General features: G+C 64.4%; 16 protein-coding genes. 6 read left to right on the top strand and 10 right to left on the bottom strand.

Annotated features, from left to right (window positions below):
* The first annotated feature begins 5 nt into the window (after positions 1 to 5).
* On the top strand, positions 6 to 941 hold the full coding sequence (locus tag PAN08_RS10085) for a DMT family transporter (protein ID WP_269791387.1): 936 nt from the start codon (positions 6 to 8) through the stop codon (positions 939 to 941).
* On the opposite strand, the gene PAN08_RS10080 is transcribed toward PAN08_RS10085, so the two are convergent.
* From PAN08_RS10080 to PAN08_RS10060, 5 genes are all read right to left on the bottom strand, one after another.
* Complete coding sequence (locus PAN08_RS10080) at positions 942 to 2,102, bottom strand: AAA family ATPase (RefSeq protein WP_269791386.1); 1,161 nt, start codon at positions 2,100 to 2,102, stop codon at positions 942 to 944.
* Between the two features lie 80 nt (positions 2,103 to 2,182).
* A complete protein-coding gene (locus PAN08_RS10075) occupies positions 2,183 to 3,247 on the bottom strand; it encodes a sensor domain-containing diguanylate cyclase (protein WP_269791385.1) in 1,065 nt (354 codons plus the stop codon).
* Between the two features lie 89 nt (positions 3,248 to 3,336).
* A complete protein-coding gene (locus tag PAN08_RS10070) occupies positions 3,337 to 4,059 on the bottom strand; it encodes a pseudouridine synthase (protein ID WP_057635091.1) in 723 nt (240 codons plus the stop codon).
* A 48-nt stretch (positions 4,060 to 4,107) separates the two neighbouring features.
* Positions 4,108 to 5,784 carry a diguanylate cyclase gene (locus PAN08_RS10065; RefSeq protein ID WP_269791384.1) on the bottom strand — a complete coding sequence of 559 codons (1,677 nt, stop codon included), beginning with the start codon at positions 5,782 to 5,784 and terminating at the stop codon, positions 4,108 to 4,110.
* 294 nt (positions 5,785 to 6,078) lie between these two features.
* On the bottom strand, positions 6,079 to 8,022 hold the full coding sequence (locus PAN08_RS10060) for a DEAD/DEAH box helicase (protein WP_269791383.1): 1,944 nt from the start codon (positions 8,020 to 8,022) through the stop codon (positions 6,079 to 6,081).
* A 187-nt stretch (positions 8,023 to 8,209) separates the two neighbouring features.
* Here PAN08_RS10060 and PAN08_RS10055 point away from each other — a divergent pair, with 187 nt between their 5' ends.
* Positions 8,210 to 8,422 carry an RNA-binding S4 domain-containing protein gene (locus tag PAN08_RS10055; RefSeq protein WP_269791382.1) on the top strand — a complete coding sequence of 71 codons (213 nt, stop codon included), beginning with the start codon at positions 8,210 to 8,212 and terminating at the stop codon, positions 8,420 to 8,422.
* 63 nt (positions 8,423 to 8,485) lie between these two features.
* Here PAN08_RS10055 and ubiM read toward each other — a convergent pair whose 3' ends face one another.
* The 3 genes from ubiM to PAN08_RS10040 form a co-directional block, all read right to left on the bottom strand.
* Positions 8,486 to 9,721 carry a 5-demethoxyubiquinol-8 5-hydroxylase UbiM gene (gene ubiM, locus PAN08_RS10050; RefSeq protein WP_269791894.1) on the bottom strand — a complete coding sequence of 412 codons (1,236 nt, stop codon included), beginning with the start codon at positions 9,719 to 9,721 and terminating at the stop codon, positions 8,486 to 8,488.
* A 304-nt stretch (positions 9,722 to 10,025) separates the two neighbouring features.
* Positions 10,026 to 10,547, bottom strand: coding sequence for a DUF4019 domain-containing protein (locus tag PAN08_RS10045; protein WP_269791381.1), 522 nt, complete (start codon positions 10,545 to 10,547; stop codon positions 10,026 to 10,028).
* A gap of 79 nt (positions 10,548 to 10,626) precedes the next feature.
* A complete protein-coding gene (locus PAN08_RS10040) occupies positions 10,627 to 11,760 on the bottom strand; it encodes a hypothetical protein (protein WP_269791380.1) in 1,134 nt (377 codons plus the stop codon).
* 164 nt (positions 11,761 to 11,924) lie between these two features.
* Between PAN08_RS10040 and PAN08_RS10035 the strand changes: the two genes are divergently transcribed.
* The 3 genes from PAN08_RS10035 (at position 11,925) to PAN08_RS10025 (ending at position 15,421) form a co-directional block, all read left to right on the top strand.
* Positions 11,925 to 13,388, top strand: a complete 1,464-nt coding sequence (locus tag PAN08_RS10035; protein WP_269791379.1) for a DNA-3-methyladenine glycosylase 2 — start codon at positions 11,925 to 11,927, stop codon at positions 13,386 to 13,388.
* Position 13,389: 1 nt separating this feature from the next.
* A complete protein-coding gene (locus PAN08_RS10030; RefSeq protein ID WP_269791378.1) occupies positions 13,390 to 13,896 on the top strand; it encodes a methylated-DNA--[protein]-cysteine S-methyltransferase in 507 nt (168 codons plus the stop codon).
* Between the two features lie 274 nt (positions 13,897 to 14,170).
* Positions 14,171 to 15,421, top strand: a complete 1,251-nt coding sequence (locus PAN08_RS10025; protein ID WP_269791377.1) for an ectonucleotide pyrophosphatase/phosphodiesterase — start codon at positions 14,171 to 14,173, stop codon at positions 15,419 to 15,421.
* Positions 15,422 to 15,757: 336 nt separating this feature from the next.
* Here PAN08_RS10025 and PAN08_RS10020 read toward each other — a convergent pair whose 3' ends face one another.
* Entirely contained in the window at positions 15,758 to 16,663 is a 906-nt protein-coding gene (locus PAN08_RS10020; protein ID WP_269791376.1) for a DnaJ C-terminal domain-containing protein, read from the bottom strand.
* 128 nt (positions 16,664 to 16,791) lie between these two features.
* On the bottom strand, positions 16,792 to 17,223 hold the full coding sequence (locus tag PAN08_RS10015; protein ID WP_269791375.1) for an Hsp20/alpha crystallin family protein: 432 nt from the start codon (positions 17,221 to 17,223) through the stop codon (positions 16,792 to 16,794).
* A gap of 148 nt (positions 17,224 to 17,371) precedes the next feature.
* Here PAN08_RS10015 and PAN08_RS10010 point away from each other — a divergent pair, with 148 nt between their 5' ends.
* A complete protein-coding gene (locus PAN08_RS10010) occupies positions 17,372 to 17,854 on the top strand; it encodes a peroxiredoxin (RefSeq protein WP_269791374.1) in 483 nt (160 codons plus the stop codon).
* The last annotated feature ends 25 nt before the right edge of the window (positions 17,855 to 17,879 follow it).

The raw sequence follows: 17,879 nt of genomic DNA, 5'->3' as shown, positions 1-17,879 counted from the left end.
CCCGCATGTCGAACCCTGATACGCGCAAAGCGCTCCTGCAAATTCATTTCTGTGTCCTGCTGTGGGGCATAACCGCCATCCTCGGCAAACTCATCACCCTGCCCGCCTTGCCGCTGGTGTGGTGGCGCATGCTGCTGGTGGTGGTGATGCTGGCGTTGTTGCCGCGCGTCTGGCGCGGGCTTTCAGCGCTCACGCCACGGCTGGCGCTGGGCTATGCCGGCGTCGGCGCGCTGGTGGCGCTGCACTGGCTCACGTTCTACGGCTCGGTGAAGCTGGCAAACGCTTCGGTCGCTGCCACGTGCATTGCGTTGGCACCGGTATTCACCTCGGTCATCGAGCCGTGGATCGCGCGCCGTCCATTCCAGATGAAGGAGCTGGCTTTGGCCATCGTGGTGCTGCCGGGCGTGGCCTTGGTGGTCGGCGGCGTACCCGATGGCATGCGCCTGGGCGTGGCGGTGGGCGCAGCGTCCGCCTTGCTGGTTGCGCTGTTCGGCTCGCTCAACAAACGTCTGGTCAGCCATGCCGATCCATTGACCGTCACCGCGCTGGAATTGGGTGCCGGCACGCTCACCCTGACGCTGCTGGCACCGGCATTGCCGTTTTTGCTGCCTGCCCTGGCAAGCGACCTGTGGGTGCTGCCCAACCTGCATGATGGTGCCTTGCTGCTGGTGCTGTCCGGCCTGTGCACGTTGCTGCCGTTCGCCCTGGCGCTGGTCGCCCTGCGTCACCTCAGCGCCTACACCGTGCAGTTGGTGACCAACCTGGAGCCGGTCTACGCCATCGTGCTGGCCGCGCTGTTCCTGAGCGAGCAACATGAGCTGACGCCGCAGTTCTATCTGGGCGTGGCCATCATTCTTGGTGGCGTGTTCCTGCACCCATTGCTCAACCGCCGTCGACCGGCAGCCGTGGTCGCCCACCGCGGCAACACCCCGGTCGACTGATCAGCGTTGCGGCCAATACCAGGCAGGCGCTTCAAGATTGCCCACGCCCCACACGCGGGTCTGGCTGAACTCTTTGTGCAGGCGGATCGCGTTGCAGGCGGGGTCCTCCTGCAACGCGGCGATCAGCCGCGACGCATGCGACACCACCCACAACTGGCTGCGTTCGGAAGCCTTGATGATCAGGCGCGCCAATGCCGGCAACAGGTCCGGATGCAGGCTGGTTTCCGGCTCGTTGAGCACCATCAGCGGCGGCGGGCGTGGCGTGTACAGGGCTGCGATCAACAGCAGGTAGCGCAGCGTGCCATCGGAGAGCTCGCTGGCCGCCAGCGGGCGCAACAAACCCGGCTGCTGGAACTTCAACGACAACCGCCCGTCCCAGCCTTCGATCATTACCTGCGCGCCGGGAAACGCATCGTCCAGTGAACTCCGCAGCCCGACGTCATCGCCGATCTCGAGGATGGTCTGCCAAGCGGCGGCGAGGTCGTGGCCGTCGTCGCTAAGTACCGGAGTGCGAATGGCCATGCAGGGTTGCCGGGCGGGCGCGGCACCGTCCGAACGGAAGTGATCATGAAACCGCCAGCGCCGGATGTACTCGCGTAGCGCCAGCACTTCGGGCATGCGCTGCGAGTCGGACAACTGGCCGAACACACTGTCGAACGATGACAAGTGTTCTTCAACCACTTCCCAACCCCGCCCAACGCGCCGCCGCACCACGCTGCCACGGCGTTCGACCAGCACATTGCTGGCCCGCAGAAATGGTCCCGCCCAGAGGCTTTCGCATTTGATCTGCGGATCACGGTCGAACATCGACCTACTGGGCACCGGCAAACCCAAATCAATCGCGTAACCGAAATCCTCGGCGGCAAAGCCCAGCCGCAGCGATACCGGCGTGGTGCGTGCAGTGCCCTGCACCGGCACCTCGCCGGTGACCATACGTCGGCTGATCTGCTCCGGACCGGCCCACAATGCCGACTCCAACCCGCCCTCGCCGGCCAAGGCATTGGCCACGCCATTGCCTGCGGTCTGTGCCAACAGGCGCAACGCGCGATAAAGATTGGATTTGCCGCTGCCGTTGTCTCCGGTGACCAGATTCAAGCGGGTCATCGGCACGACCAACGCATGCAACGAGCGATAGTTGGCAACCGCCAGGGTCTGCAGCATCGGAGTCTCTCAACACGCGGGGAATCTCCGCAGCGTGGCAGAGCCTGATCGCAGCGACCGAGACACCCTCACGCCGAGGGTCAGTCGGCCACGATCACCCGGTCGCGGCCCTGGTGTTTGGCTTGATAGAGCGCCGCATCGGCGCGACGCAGGGTGTCCTGCGGTGTCTCACCCGGACGGTGCGTGGCCAGACCAATGCTCACGGTGATCGGCAGACCGACCGGCAGCATGCTCACCGATTCGCGCAGGTACTGGCATTGCAGCTCGGCCTGCTGCATCGGGGTTTCCGGCATCAGGATCACGAACTCCTCGCCGCCATAGCGTGCGGCCATGCCACGCCCAGCGAACTGGGAGCGCAAGGCACTGGCCAACTCGGTGAGCACACGGTCACCCTCGTCATGCCCGTGGATGTCGTTGACCATCTTGAAGTGGTCGATATCGACGATGGCAACTGCTGGGGTGACCGCCGTGCCGCGCTCGATCGCTTCAGACAATGCCGCTGCCAGCGCGCGCCGGTTCGGCAACCCGGTCAGTGGGTCGGTGCGGGTCTGTTCGGACAGTTCCGTGTTCAGCTGCTCAAGCTGCTGGTAGTACTGGGCCAAGTGCGCCTCGTACCAATCGTGCTCAGCCCGGTGGTGCTCGATCTGCTGCCGCAGCACACGCATTTCCAGCAGTTTGCCGACCTGTCGCGACAAGGCCTGCAGTGCTTCAGCCTGTTGCCCGCCCAGCACGCCGGGGGTTGAGTCGAACACGCACAGCGAGCCCAATGCATAGCCATCGCTGCTCAGCAGCGGCGCACCTGCATAGAAACGAATGTGGGGTTCCCCCAACACCGAAGGATTACCGGCAAAGCGCGTGTCCTGGAGCGTGTCCTCCACCACCGTCAGCTGCAACGGCTGCAGGATGGTGTGGGCGCAGAATGCTTCATCACGTGGCGTCTGCACGCCCTCCAGGCCCTGCAACGCCTTGAACCATTGGCGGTCACGATCAATCAGCGTTACCGCACCCATCCGCGTGCCACACAGGGCGCGGGCAATGGTCACCAGGTCGTCAAACCCCTGCTCGCGGTCGGTATCGAGGATGCGATAGCGCTGCAGAGCAGCCAACCGCTCGGCTTCATTGGCCGGCATCGAGGGTTTGATCATGCGCAGCTCCCGGCTCTGGCAAAGGGCACCTTCTGAACGCGGGAGAGTCTAGCCGCACCGCGCGCAAGGCGCGGTGAGGCGGTCACACTTCACCACTCGCGCTGTTGCGGCAGCAGGCCGCGCAGCTCTTGCTCGGAGAGGTTGCGCCACTGGCCGGGCTTGAGGGCGCCGATCTTGACGTTGTCGATGCGCACACGGCGCAGCTGGGTGACGCGGAAACCGAACTCGCTCGCCATCATGCGGATCTGCCGGTTCAAGCCCTGCTCCAGAATGATGCGGAAACCGAACTTGGCGATGCGCGAGGTGCGGCACGGCAAGGTCATCTGGTTGTGGATGCGCACGCCACGGGCCATGCCACGCAGGAATTCATCGGTCACCGGCTTGTTCACGGCTACCAGGTATTCCTTCTGGTGGCCATTTTCGGCGCGCAGGATCTGATTGACGATGTCACCATTGCTGGTCATCAGGATCAGCCCTTCGGATTCCTTGTCCAGGCGGCCGATCGGGAAGATGCGCTGCTCATGGCCGACGAAATCGACGATGTTGCCTTTAACCGCGCTTTCGGTGGTGCAGGTGACGCCCACCGGCTTGTTCAGAACGATGTAGACGTGCTTGCGGCCGGTGCTCTTCTGGACCGCGCGCGCGCGCAGCGGCTGGCCGTCCACACGAACTTCATCCCCCTCACCCACCACCGCGCCGGTGCCGGCGGCAATGCCGTTGACGGTGACGCGGCGTTCGCCGATCAGCCGATCGGCCTCGCGGCGGGAACAGAAGCCGGTTTCGGCAATGTGCTTGTTGAGTCGAATTGTCATCGGCGGATTATCCGCCATCGCCACCGGCCCGAACAGCGCGCGGCGTGTTCAGTCGGCCAGTGGCGTGTCGCGCGCATCCACCACGCGGTTGCGCCCACTGCGCTTTGCCCGGTACATGGCATTGTCGGCACGGCGCAGCAGCGCGGCCACGTCGTTGTCATCCGGGCCCAGTTCGGCCAGACCAATACTGGAAGTGACGGTGAGGCCATCGTGGTCCAGCCCGCCGACCTGCTGGCTCACCCGCTCACGCAGCTGCTCCAGCCTTGGCAGGGCGACATCGGCACTGTTGCCGGGCAGCAGGATCAGGAATTCCTCACCGCCCATGCGGATCACATCGCTGCGATTGCGCACGCCCGATTCCAGCGTGCGTGCCACCGACACCAACACCTGGTCGCCCACATCGTGGCCGTAGCGGTCGTTGATCTGCTTGAACAGATCGATATCCAGGAAACCAATCGACAATGGCTGCCCGTTCAACCGCGTTTCCAGCAGGTACTGCTCCAGTTGGCGCAGGCCGGCGCGACGATTGGGCAGGCCAGTCAACATGTCGGTATCGGCCAGTTGGCGCATTTCATCGCGCTGCTGGCGCATGTGGCCAAGACTGCGATTGAGCGAATAGGCCGACATCATCAAGAACCAGGTCACTGACAGCTGCGCGGCCTCAACCCGGTATTCGACCAGCAACTGGTTCCCCGATACGTCGGCCAGCATCAACAGCAGCAGCGGTACCACGGCGACCATGCCATCCACGACGTGATAGTGCCCACGTCGCAACGACACGAAGCCCACCCCCAACGCGATCATGCAGGCCAGTGCGAATACGCCGTCCAATGCAACGGCCGTCATCGCCAGCATGTGCCAGGACATGAACGGTGTCAGCAGCGCAACCACGCCCAGCACGACCGCCATCCAGAGCATCCAGCGTCGCGAGTTGCGCACCACTCTGCGGCCGCCGCACAGGCGCCACAGCATCCAGATCATCACCCCGTAACTCAGCGCGGAAATGGCCACCATCCACATCGGCGCAGCCCGGCCCACCGGCAACCACGGCTCGGGATACCCACTCAGCCCGCTGAGAATCGACTGCCAGACCACCAGCAATGCGCACACCAGCGTGTAGGTCAGGAAATCCCGGCCACGAGTGGTGAAGTAGCCCATCAATGCTGACAGCGCCAGCGCAAGCGCAATGGCGATGCAGGCCGTGCGAACCAGCAGGCGAGCGGTATCACTCTGCTGTACCGGGCTGGGCGCGCCCAGGCGCACCGTGGGAATCCAGCGCGCCTTGAGCGGCGGCTCCCAAGCCACCAGGATCGGATCGGTATTGCCGGCGCTGGGCACCATCACCATGCCGATGCCGGCACGGAACCGCGAATCGCGGGTGCGTGCATCCTGCATGTGGCCGCACACCTGCCGTTCGCCGTGGGAAATCATCACCTCACCGGCAAACACATTGAACACATCCAAGGCCTGCGGTGCACCGGACCAGCCAGCCACCGGCGGCGGCACTTCGATGACGTGGGTCAGGCGCGCCAGGATTTCGGGGGTACAGGCACGCACCGGCGCCTGTTGGTCGGTCGCCTCGCCCAACAGCAGAAAATCACGATCAACCTGCAACGCCTGCGCCATACCGGCTATCGGCCACAGCAGCACCCAAAGCAGTGTCAGCAGCTTCAGCGCCCAAGCGCGATCAGCACACCGTCCTTTTGCCCCCCCGCCTTCCGCCATGACTTCCCTTCTGCGTCCCCCGACGCAATCGTGCGGATTATCGCAACAACAAGGTGATGGCGATATGTGGAAATACCCTGACGTTCATGATGTCTGCAGATGCCTTTCCTGCCGTTCATCCGCCACCCACCAACAACAGCACCGGGGCCAAGCTCCGCAGTGGCGTCCCCGACAAAGCCTAACGAGCAGGCTCCCTCCTCTTCATCCGGGTGGTCGTCCGGCGTGTTGCGAGGGACAAAAAAAGACAACCCTGCACATGCAGGGTTGTCTTGGGCAGCCAGGTTGTCGTAACCCTTAGAAGTTGCGCGGGCCGCGCGGCTTGAAGCCGTCACGACGCGGATGCGCTGCCGGCGCACCCGGACGGCCACCCGGCTTCTTGTCGAAGCGCGGCTTGGACGGCGGTGCGGAACCCGCGTCTTCGCCCTCTTCAAGCCGGCGCATCTGCAACTGCTGGCCGGACACCCACACCTTCTTCAGGTGCTGCAGGACGTCGCTGGGCATATCCGCCGGCAGGTCCAGCACGGAGTGACCGTCGTGGATATCGATGCGGCCGATGAAGCGGCTTTCCAGGCCCGCCTCGTTGGCGATGGCGCCGACGATGTTGGCCGGCTTCACGCCATGGGTATGGCCCACTTCAATGCGGTAGGTCTCCATGCCCGACTCCGGCGCGCTGCGCGGTGCCATTTCGCGACGCGGACGCTCGTTGAACTCACCCTCGGCACGCGGCGGGCGCGGTGCGCGCTCGCCACCGGCATCGGGACGCGGGCCACGCTCAAAACGCGGCTCGAAGCGTGCAGGACGTTCGCCGCGATCGCCGCGGTCATCGCGACCACGCGAGAAACCACCGTCACGGTCACCACGCTGCTGACGCTCCGGGCGGTCATGGTGCGACGGTGCGCTCGAACGCACCTGGGTGCTCAGCAGGAACGGGGCATCGCCCTGCAACAGCTTGGCCAGCGCAGCGGCGACTTCGACCGCCGGCACGTTGTTTTCGTTCTCGAAACGCTGCACCAGGTCGCGATAGAAGTCAGTGTCGCCACTGGCCAACGTCTGGCTGATGCGCTCCATGAACTTGGTCACGCGGGTGTCGTTGACCGCATCCACGCTCGGCAGCTGCATTTCTTCGATCGGCTGACGCGTAGCGCGCTCGATCTGACGCAGCATGCCCTTTTCGCGCGGGGTGGCGAACAGGATTGCATCACCGCTGCGGCCGGCACGGCCGGTACGGCCAATGCGGTGCACGTAGCTTTCGGTGTCATACGGAATGTCGTAGTTCAGCACATGGCTGATGCGCTCCACGTCCAGACCGCGTGCAGCCACGTCGGTTGCGACGAGGATGTCGAGCTTGCCTTCCTTCAGCTGGGCGATGGTGCGCTCGCGCTGGGCCTGCTGCATGTCGCCGTTGATGGCGGCAGCGGCCAGGCCACGGGCCTGCAGCTTGCCAGCCAACTCTTCGGTAGCAGCCTTGGTACGCGCGAAGACGATCATCGCGTCGAAGGGCTCCACTTCCAGGATGCGGGTCAGTGCATCGAGCTTGTGCATGCCGCTCACCCACCAGTAACGCTGGCGGATGTTGGCCGAGGTGGTGGTCTTGGACTGGATGGTCACTTCCACCGGATCGCGCAGATAGGTCTGGGCGATGCGACGGATCTGCTGCGGCATGGTGGCCGAGAACAGGGCCACCTGGCGGCTTTCCGGCAGCTTCTTGAGCACGGCTTCGACGTCGTCGATGAAGCCCATGCGCAGCATTTCGTCGGCTTCGTCCAGGACCAGCGTCTTCAGCTCGGACAGATCCAGGGTGCCGCGATTGAGGTGATCAATCACGCGGCCCGGGGTGCCCACCACGACGTGTACGCCACGGCGCAGGGCTGACAGCTGCTGGCCATAGGGCTGGCCGCCGTAAACCGGCAGCACACGGAAGCTGGGCATGCCGGAGGAATAGGTTTGGAACGCTTCGGCCACCTGAATGGCCAGCTCACGGGTCGGGGCCAGCACCAGCACCTGCGGCTTGGTCGCCGACAGGTTGATGTTGGACAGCACCGGCAGCGCGAAGGCACCGGTCTTGCCGGTACCGGTCTGCGCCTGGCCGAGCACGTCGCGACCTTGCAGCATGGCGGGAATGGTGGCGGCCTGGATGGGCGACGGCGACTCGTAGCCAACAGCGGCTACAGCTTTCATCACAGGCTCTGAGAGGCCGAGATCTGCAAACAGCAGCGGCGCGGGGGCTTCTTGGGTCATGGGAACTCCGGGGGCACCGCCGCGAACGGGCGGGCGAAAAGACGCATATTGTGCGCCCTGAAACCCCTTGCTGTCGCGTGGGGGCCGAATACTCGTTCAGCTGGCGCCCACGCCCCAGCTGCTGGGCCGCCCCGATGAGCGAACCATTAGCGCACAATAGCGCCCGCATTCCCCCCTGTGAAGACCCATGCAGCGCATTGATTTCGAGCTTGATCGTGAATACGTGGAACTGAAGCAGCTGCTCAAGCTGACCGACCTGGTCTCGAGCGGTGGCGAAGCCAAGATAATCATTGGCGAAGGCCAGGTAACCGTCGATGGTGAGGTTGAACTGCGCAAAGCCTGCAAAATCCGCGCCGGCCAACTGGTTGCATTGGGCGAAGTGCAGATCCACGTGGTTTGACAGCCGGGAAGCGGGAGGGGGTATGAACTACCCCCTATCGTCCGCGCAGCGCCTGTCCACGCCTTAACCCTGCAAACGGCTCCGTACCCAGCCCTCAACCACTCCGGGCTCCCGGTTGCCCCCTCCCTGCCGCTGGGTCAAATGGCCGGCAATCAACTTCCTGAACGGCACAACCCCGTGTGCGGCCCGCAGCGCGGCCCCGCGCAGCAGCCGGGCCGGCAGGCGGTCGTCGTTGTAGAGCGTGGCGATGGCATTGGTGGCCTCGTACAACGGGCGCGTCGCCAACCGGTGGCTGCGCTCGTAGCGCGCCAGTAGTGCCGCTGCACCAATATCGCCGCCCTGCCCTGCGGCCTCGTTGATCAACTGCGCCAACCGCTGCTGGCTCTGCAGACCAAAGTTGAAACCATGCGCGGTGACCGGATGCATGCCCACGGCGGCATCACCCACCAACGCATAGCGGTGGCCGACGAAACGCCGCGCATACACACCCACCAGCGGATAGACATGGCGCGTCCCAACCGGCTGCATCTCGCCCAGGCGGCGCTCGAAGAAGCCCGTGATGGTCCGGCCGAACTGAGCCTCATCCATCGCCACCAGCCCCTGGATCTGCTGCGGCGGCAGGGTGATCACCGCCGACGCCTGATTCCCCGGCAACGGCAGCATGGCCAGGGTGCGGCCATAGCCGAACCACTCCCAGGCCTCATTGCGATGCGGACGTTCGCACTGCAGGCGGCACACCATCATCGACTTGCCGAAATCACGCATCTGCGCGCCGATACCCATCATCCGCCGGGTAAAGGAGAAACGACTGTCGGCCGCCACCACCAGTCGCGCCATCAGGCGGCGACCGTCGGACAAGGTAACGGTGTTGTCCGCGCTGCCGGTCTCGATGGCGGTGACCGACGCGCCGTCCAACACGTCCAGATCAGCCTGGCCCTGCACCGACTCCCATGCGGCACGGCGAATAAGGTGGTTGGGTACCAGCCAGCCGAGCTGATCCACGTTCTCGCGCTCGGCAGCAAAGCCCAGCGCAAACGGCGAGGTGCCGTTCATCACACAGGCGCTACGCAAGGGGGAAATTTCGGCTGGATCGATGTGTTGCCATAGCCCCATGGTCTGCATGAGCTGATGCGAGGCGTGGGTGAGCGCGATCTCGCGGCCATCGAACGCCGGTTCGGCCAATGCGGCGGCCGATTGCGGCTCGACCACGGCCACCGACAGGCCACTGCCTGCCAGGCTGCGGACCAGGCTCAATCCGGCCGGGCCGGCTCCCACTACCAGTACATCCACCTTGCGCATTTCAGACTCCGCCATGGCACTGGGCTGCAAGCCTAAACAGGCGGGTGTAAGGAAACATTGATCTGGATCAGGTGAGACGCAGAACGAAGTCCATGAGCCGTGAAAGCCGCCAACCGCCGGTTGCTGCGCTTCGGTCGCCCGGATAAGCACAACGTAGACGTGGGGTTGCGCTGGGAACTCCCGCGATTACCCAGGGGGCGGCACTGCTGAGGTGCGATGTGTGCAGCCAGCGCGATGACAGGCAACCCACAACAACGAAACGGGCACCTTCCGGTGCCCGCTTCAGAACCCGTGTTGCTTGCGGTCAGTTGTTTGCGGCGCGGACGCTGTAGCCGGACGCCCGCCAGACCTTGTCTTCGTCCAGGCGGAATGACACAAGCTCGCGTACCGGCTGCGCATTGTTGGCAAACCGCGTTGGGAAGCTGACGTTGACGTAGATGCCTTCGGGTACCGCCGCGCCGGCCGGGTACTGCACCCGGGTAATCGAGGGTTTGCCACGCGATACCAGCGCACCCAGCCGGTTGCGATCGGCACTGACGGTATTGGCGAACTGATCGCGCGTCACCGCCTTGCGGGCCACGGCTGAGGCGCCATCCCAGACTTGCCCCGCCTGGCTGGCATCAACCAATTGCGCCACGCGCTGGGCAGCAAGCCGCATTTCTTCATCCTGCCGGACCAACTGCGCCTGTTGCGCGGCACTCAGAACCGGAGCCGAACGGGCGGAAGCCGCCGCCGGGGCTGGCGCAACCGGTGCCGATGCCTGCGCCATCAGCGCTCCGGCAGGCAAGCAAAGGGACAACACCATCAGCACACAACTGGAACGCATAGCTCTCTCCACGACGCGGTCGGTTGAACGGAAACGCCATCCAATCACGAAATCCCTTCCTTCACACAAAGACCGGGATTCAGTTCCGCTGCGGGGGTACAGCCAGCTGTGCGGCAGCTGCTGCCGAGCCGGTCTCTTCCGCTGACGGCGTAGCCACCGGCTCGGGCACCAGCAAAGCCGTATCGATCTCCGACAACGGGCTTTCGTCCGGACACCCCTCGTCCGGGAAACCGAAGCGCTCTTTCAAGGTCTGGCCACAGCTGTTGACCACTTCCAGGTCGACACCTTCCACCTTGCATTCGCGGTCGAAGGCGACCAGGAACGCATCCTTGCGACGTACGAAATCATCACCGCATTTGCGCATCTGCTTGATCCGCTCCAAATCATCCTGCACGGCATTCGTGCCATCCAATCCGAACTGCTTGAGCTCATCATTGGTCAGCAAGCGCAGGCTGCGGTTGGGTACGGTCATCATCAAATCGGCCACACCCACCGCCACGCCGTTGCGCTGCAGGTAGTCCTTCACGTTGTCGTAGACCTCGTGCAGCTCTTTGTTCAACTCCGCACGCGAGGTGGCGGTAGAACTGATGCGCATCATGCGGTGGATGCCCACTTTGCCGGAGATCAGCCGGTTGTCGCCGGCGGCCAGCACGAACACGCAGGCGCTGTGACAGATGGAGCCTTCGCGCACCCAGATGGTCCAACCCGAGGCACCGATGTTGTCACCGGCAACGATGGCCGCTTCCACCTGCCCGCCACTGGAATCCAGGTCCAGAATGCGTCGGCTGATCTTCATTGCATCGGCCACTACCGCCAACCGCGATACCAGCGCCGTGAATGACGGATTGATCTTGCCGGCATAACGCACGCGTACCAGCCCGCGCTCCTGGCATGGCGCCAGCGCCGCATCCACCGATGCGCGATCCAATGCCTCCAGCGCGATGCCATCGCCGGCCTCGCCCGCGTAATCGGTATCGCAACTGACCCAGGCCTTGCCGTTTTCCAGAGGAACATCCGGCCATGTACGGCCCTTGGCCGGCAGCACCGGTGCGACCGGCGGCGGCGCATCGGCCGCGTTGATGGAGACCATATGGTCGCCATCGGCGGCCAATGCCACGGACGGATCAGCCGCCGGCTTGGCAGTTGGCGCCTGACCATTGCAGGCCACCAGCCCGACACACAACAACGACGACCACCAGAATCTGGGCAACATGGCGAGCAAGAGCGTCCCTACAGCGGCGCAACGGGCGCCGGAAAGCACACAGTCTAGTGCCCGAGGCCGCTATCGCTGCAATCCCTGCTTAACAACAGATCGTCATGAGCATTGATGTCCGGAATTGACCAGTGTCGCGTTGGCAACGGGCCTAGACTGCCCACATGCACACACCGTCCATGCCCACCCACGATCAATGCGAACAGGCCCGACTGGCCCGCGATGCGCGTTTTGACGGGCTGTTTTTCACCGCCGTGCGCTCTACCGGCATCTATTGCCGGCCGGTATGCCCGGCACCGCCGCCGCGCCCGCGCAATGTCAGCTACTACCCGAGTGCCGCTGCGGCCACGGCCGCAGGCTATCGCCCCTGCCTGCGCTGCCGGCCCGAACTATCGCCCGACGATGCGAGCCTGCTGCAGGATCACACCCTGCACCGCGCCCTGACCCTGCTCAACGAAGGCATCCTGCAGGACCAATCGGCCGCGGCACTGGCAACGGCAATGGGCCTGAGCGCACGCCAGCTGCAGCGCCTGTTCGTCGCCCGTCTTGGCGCCACCCCGGCGCAACTGCATTCCACCCGGCGCCTGCTGTTGGCCAAGCAGTTGTTGACCGAAACCGCCTTGCCGGTCACCCAGGTCGCCCTGGCGGCCGGGTTCAATAGCCTGCGTCGCTTCAATAGTGCCTTTCTGGAGGGCTGCGGCATGCCACCCAGTGCGCTGCGCCGGCAGCGTGGCGCGGTAAACGGTGGCGAGCCGGTGCTGCGTTTGGCCTACCGACCGCCACTGGATTTCAGCGCGATGCTGGCGTTTCTACGCAGGCGCTCGCTGCCGGGCATCGAATGCATCAATGAAAACAGCTACCAGCGCGTGATCGTGGCCAATGGAAGCGCCAGCCTGATCCGCGTCACTGCCGATCCCAAGCGCCCGGAACTGCGCCTGCAGCTGGGCACCACCGATCCGCGCGCCATTCCCGCCATCGTCGCGCGCGTGCGCCGGGTGTTCGACCTCGATGCCGACCTGACTACCGTGCACGCCAGCCTCGAACACGAACCACTGCTGGCGCGCGGCATCGCCCAGCGCCCTGGCCTGCGCATTCCCGGCGGTTGGGACGGCTTTGAAGTGGCCGCACGCGCCGTGCTCGGTCAACAGGTCAGCGTGGCGGCGGCCACCACCTTGGCACGGCGGCTGGTGGACCGTTTCGGCGAACATCTGCCCGGTATGCCGGAAGGCCTGGACCGGCAATTCCCGGGACCGGCCACGCTGGTGGAGGCACCGCTGGAATCGATCGGTCTGCCCCGTACCCGCGCCGCCACATTGCGTGCAGTAGCGCGTGCCTGCGCCGAAGGCCGTCTGGATTTCAGCCGGGCGCAGACGCTGGAGCATTTCGTCCAACAGGCCACCGCCCTGCCCGGCATCGGCCCCTGGACCGCGCACTACATGGCACTGCGGGCGATGGGCATGCCCGACGCCTTCCCCGCCGGTGACCTGGTACTGCAACAGGTGCTGGGCGAAGGCCAGCGTCTGAGCGAACGCGCCACCGAAGCCCGCTCACAGGCCTGGCGCCCGTGGCGTGCCTACGCGGTATTGCACCTATGGCATTTGTCTGCCGAACCGACCAAGGAGTCCTGACATGACCCTCTACTACGACCGTTTCGATACCCCTATCGGTCCGCTCACCGTTGCCATCGATGAAAACGGCGTGCGTCATATTCTGTTCGCCGAGAACCGCCACGACACCAAAGGGCGCGAGCAGTGGCAGCGCGACGCAGATGCTGTGGCCGAACCGCGTCGACAATTGCTGGAGTACCTGCAAGGCAAGCGCCGCAAGTTCGACCTGATCCTCGCGCCGGCCGGCACTGATTTTCAATTGGATGTCTGGCAGATGCTGGCGCAGATTCCGTTTGGTGCCACCTGGAGCTACCGGCAACTGGCCGAACGCATTGGCAAACCCACCGCCACCCGCGCTGTCGGCGCCGCCAATGGCCGCAATCCGCTCCCCATCGTGCTGCCCTGCCACCGGGTAATCGGCAACAACGGCGCACTCACCGGCTTCGGCGGTGGTCTACCAACCAAGGCCGCGCTGCTGCGGCTGGAAGGCATTGGCATCGAAGAGCCGGTGGCGGATTTGTTTTCCTGATCCGCTCGCGCGGGTATGCGTGAAGACGAACCAATGGCGCGCAAAAAGAGGGGCCCCTCCCCTTCGCCAGACGACAGAGCGGCAGCCAAACGCCACCTGCGAAATCCGGTGAGCGGGTGATCTCCCCTGTGCCTTTCCTGGGCGAACGGAAAGTTTGAGGAGGGGTTCAGCGGCCCTTGTTTGCTCGCATATCTCTCCCCCAATCACTGCCACCTGTCGCCACATTCCTGTCTATTGGCCCCAAAGCGTCACACGTCCGATTTATCATGGCGCGATGATTTCCTTTCGTTTTCCTGTTGCGGCACTAACCTGTGCCCTGCTCGCTGCGTGCGCATCCTCGCCCACGCCGCACGCGCCGCCACCCACGCCGCCAACCGTGCTGCTGTTGTCCATCGACGGCCTGCGCGCGGACATGCTCGACAGCGGCAACAGCCCCACCCTGTCGCGATTGGCGCGCGAAGGTGTGCGCTCCGTGGGCATGCGCCCGTCCTATCCATCGTTGACCTTTCCCAACCACTACACGCTGGTAACCGGGCTGCGTCCGGACCACCACGGCATGGTTCACAACAGCATGAATGCCGGTGAGCTGGGCGATTTCCGCGTCGAAAACCGCGATGCCGTGCGCAACCCCGCGTGGTGGGAAGGCGGCGAGCCGCTCTGGGTCAGCGTCGAGAAAGCCGGCTACAAAAGCGCCACCTGGTCTTGGCCCGGTAGCGAAGCGCCAATCCACGGCCTGCAGGCGCAGCAGCGCCACCCCTATGACGACAGCGTGCCGCTGGCCGACCGCATGCAACAAGTGCTCTCGTGGCTTGAAGGCGCGCCGGACTCGGTCAAGCCGCGCTTCGTCGCCGCGTACATGGAGCACGTCGACAAGGCCGGTCACAAATACGGCCCGAATTCGCCCGAGTACGCCGCCGCGCTACGCCAGGTGGACGCTGCCATCGGCCTGCTGATCGACGGCATGGCCGCCGATGGCACGCTGGATAGCACCAACATCGTCGTCGTCTCTGATCACGGCATGGCCACGGTCAAGGAGGATCAGGTAATCACCCCCGCCGACATGATCGCCCCGGAAATCGCGCGTGTGGTTTCCATTGGCCAGTCCATTGGTTTCGTCCCCCAACCGGGCAAACAGACGGAGGCCGAACAAGCCCTGCTCGGCCGTCATGCGCATTACGAGTGCTGGAACAAAGCGCAGCTTCCCACGCGCTGGCATTACGGCCACAACCCGCGCGTGCCGGCGATCATCTGCCAGATGGATGAAGGTTGGGATGTGATAACCCCCGCCATGCGCGCCAAGCGTGCACCCGGCAACAGTGGTTCGCATGGGTACGATCCAGCACTGCCGTCAATGCAGGCGGTGTTCGTCGCACGTGGCCCGGCGTTCGCACAGGGCAAGCAACTGACCGCGTTCGACAACGTGGATGTGTATCCGTTGTTGACGCGCCTGATCGGGATCCCTGCGCAGCCCAACGACGGCGACCCGAAGGCCCTGGAGCAGGCGTTGCGCGCAACGGGCAAGTGAGCCTGAAGGCTGCGGGCCGTGAAGCCCCTCCCCCGCAAGCGGGACAAGAGGGGCCGTTTGCGAACCACCGGCTCGCTGCCATGGAACGCCATTGCGCTGGCGCAAGGCCGAGGCGCGGGCAGCGTTGAGGGGATGGCGAAGCCGATGCGGCGTTGCTGGAACAGACGCTGATCGCTTCAAAACCATCAGGAAACCAAAAACCCCTCGTCTGCCCTTTCGGGCCCCTTCTCCCGCAAACGGGAGAAGGGAGAGTTCCGCTGCAACGGGAAGTGCTACGCCCGTTGCTTCCGAACATTCACGTCGCGCGCTTTCGCCCACACCGCGAAAAACTCACACTCAAACGCTGTCGCCAAACGCTTTTGCCAGCTCACGGTAGGCCGCGTGCTGGGCCTCGTTCTCCGGCACCGGCGCGACGACTTCCAGCTCGACAATCTGGTCACCGTCGGCCGGCTTGCCCGGCAAGCCACGGCCACGCAGGCGCAGCTTGCGGCCACTGTCCGAATCGGCCGGCACCTTCAGTTCAACCGGGCCGCCGAGCGTAGGCACGCTGATGCTGGTACCCAACGCGGCCTGCCACGGCGTGACCTGCAGCGTGTACAGAATGTTGCGACCATCCACCTCGAACTGCGGGTGCGCGGCGTATTCCACTTCCAGCATCAGGTTGCCACCGCCGCCGCCCTGCCCGGTCAGACGGATCACCTGCCCCGGACGAATGCCCTTGGGCACGCGTACATCCAACTGACGGCCATCGACGGTAATGCGCAGCGTCTCGCCGTTGTAAGCAGCCTCCAGCGGCACCGAGAGCTTGGCGCGTGTGTCGCGCATCGGTTGCGGGCCTGCGCTTCCGCCGAAACCGCTGCGACCACGCGCACCACCACCGCCGCCGCCACGCTGACGGGCGAACAGGCTTTCAAAGAAATCACTGAAGCCGCCGCCGGCTCCCCCGCCGCCGAACACTTCCTCGAAATCAAAGCCCTGGCCTCCCCCGAAATCCGGCGGTGCCTGGAACTCTTCGCCTGGCCGATAACCCTGCGCGCGCAGCTGGTCATACGCCTTGCGTTTGGCCGGGTCGCGCAGCGCTTCATACGCCTCGTTGACGGCTTTGAACTTGTCTTCGGCGCCGGCTTCCTTACTGACATCCGGGTGGTACTTGCGTGCCAACCGCCGGTAAGCGGTCTTGATCTCCGCATCGCCGGCGGTGGGCTCCACGCCCAGCGTTGCGTAGTAATCCTTGAATTCCATCCTTACACCTCTGCAAAAAAGTCAGGCCCGCCGCCTTTCGGCAACGGGCCGTCATGCAACCGGCAACCGCCGTGGCGCCATTCTAACGGGCCACGGCAGTCATGCTGGTGGAAAGATGCTCACACCGCTCAGGCAGCGGTCGCCGGTTCCACCTGGATACGCCGGGGCTCGGCCTCGCTGCGCTTGGGAATGCGGATTTCCAGCACGCCGTTGTGGCTGCGCGCGACAATGCCCTCCGCATCGGCGGTATCGGGCAGCGTGAAGCGGCGATTGAAAGCACCATGGCCCCGTTCACTGCGCGAAAACAGCGCACCTTCGGTGACCGCAGCTGCTGCGCGCTCAGCCTTGATGGACAGCACGCCCTTGTCCATCTGAACCTCGATGCTGGACGGCTCCACACCGGGAAGGTCGGCCAACAGCACGAACTGCGAGGGTTCTTCACGGATATCCACGGCTGGCACCCAACCCTCACGCGCAGCGGCGGGCGTCTCCAGCAACGGCGCAAGCAAGTGGCGGATTTCGGACTGCGTCGGCCACTGCCGGTAACGTACGATGCTCATCATGTCCTCCTGCTAAGTAGCGGCCGGCACACCACAACGGTGCTGCCGTTCCATGCCCACCACGTATTGTGTGAAGGCGGCCTTTTCAAGCCGTTGACGCTGCGCTTCCACCCCATCACTAAACTTCAATTCAGATTAGGAGTTCGCAATGTCCATTCAAGTTGGCGATCGTGTTCCGGAAGTGCCTCTCAAGCGTCTGCGCGAGGGGCTGGAAACGATTGACACCTACACCTTGTTTGACGGGCGCAAGGCCGTGTTGTTCGCCGTACCCGGCGCGTTCACCCCGACCTGCTCTGCGCGTCACCTGCCCGGTTATGTCGAGCACTTCAACGATTTCCGCAGCAAGGGCATCGAGGTGTTCTGCATGGCGGTCAACGATCCGTTTGTGATGCAGGCATGGGCAAAGTCCCAATCCGTGCCGGATGGCCTGCAGATGCTGTCCGACGGCAATGGTGAATTCACCCGTGCATTGGGGCTTGAAATGGACGCCAGCAGTTCCGGCATGGGCACGCGTTCGCGCCGCTTTGCGTTGTATGTGGAAGACGGCATCGTGCGCGCCTGCTACATCGAAGAGCCCGGCCAATTTGAAGTTTCCTCCGCCGAGTACGTGCTGGAGCACCTGCCCGGATAATTTCCCCAACAAAAGGAATGGCCAG

This window comes from Stenotrophomonas sp. Iso1, from assembly GCF_027497995.1.
Classification (GTDB): Bacteria; Pseudomonadota; Gammaproteobacteria; order Xanthomonadales; family Xanthomonadaceae; genus Stenotrophomonas.
This window is presented reverse-complemented; position numbering and strand designations above follow the sequence as displayed.

Coding starts and splice junctions, on each gene's coding strand:
- PAN08_RS10085 (WP_269791387.1), top strand. CDS start 6: ATGTCGAACCCTGATACGCGCAAAGCGCTCCTGCAAATTCATTTCTGT.
- PAN08_RS10080 (WP_269791386.1), bottom strand. CDS start 2,102: ATGCTGCAGACCCTGGCGGTTGCCAACTATCGCTCGTTGCATGCGTTG.
- PAN08_RS10075 (WP_269791385.1), bottom strand. CDS start 3,247: ATGATCAAACCCTCGATGCCGGCCAATGAAGCCGAGCGGTTGGCTGCT.
- PAN08_RS10070 (WP_057635091.1), bottom strand. CDS start 4,059: ATGACAATTCGACTCAACAAGCACATTGCCGAAACCGGCTTCTGTTCC.
- PAN08_RS10065 (WP_269791384.1), bottom strand. CDS start 5,784: ATGGCGGAAGGCGGGGGGGCAAAAGGACGGTGTGCTGATCGCGCTTGG.
- PAN08_RS10060 (WP_269791383.1), bottom strand. CDS start 8,022: ATGACCCAAGAAGCCCCCGCGCCGCTGCTGTTTGCAGATCTCGGCCTC.
- PAN08_RS10055 (WP_269791382.1), top strand. CDS start 8,210: ATGCAGCGCATTGATTTCGAGCTTGATCGTGAATACGTGGAACTGAAG.
- ubiM (WP_269791894.1), bottom strand. CDS start 9,721: ATGCGCAAGGTGGATGTACTGGTAGTGGGAGCCGGCCCGGCCGGATTG.
- PAN08_RS10045 (WP_269791381.1), bottom strand. CDS start 10,547: ATGCGTTCCAGTTGTGTGCTGATGGTGTTGTCCCTTTGCTTGCCTGCC.
- PAN08_RS10040 (WP_269791380.1), bottom strand. CDS start 11,760: ATGTTGCCCAGATTCTGGTGGTCGTCGTTGTTGTGTGTCGGGCTGGTG.
- PAN08_RS10035 (WP_269791379.1), top strand. CDS start 11,925: ATGCACACACCGTCCATGCCCACCCACGATCAATGCGAACAGGCCCGA.
- PAN08_RS10030 (WP_269791378.1), top strand. CDS start 13,390: ATGACCCTCTACTACGACCGTTTCGATACCCCTATCGGTCCGCTCACC.
- PAN08_RS10025 (WP_269791377.1), top strand. CDS start 14,171: ATGATTTCCTTTCGTTTTCCTGTTGCGGCACTAACCTGTGCCCTGCTC.
- PAN08_RS10020 (WP_269791376.1), bottom strand. CDS start 16,663: ATGGAATTCAAGGATTACTACGCAACGCTGGGCGTGGAGCCCACCGCC.
- PAN08_RS10015 (WP_269791375.1), bottom strand. CDS start 17,223: ATGAGCATCGTACGTTACCGGCAGTGGCCGACGCAGTCCGAAATCCGC.
- PAN08_RS10010 (WP_269791374.1), top strand. CDS start 17,372: ATGTCCATTCAAGTTGGCGATCGTGTTCCGGAAGTGCCTCTCAAGCGT.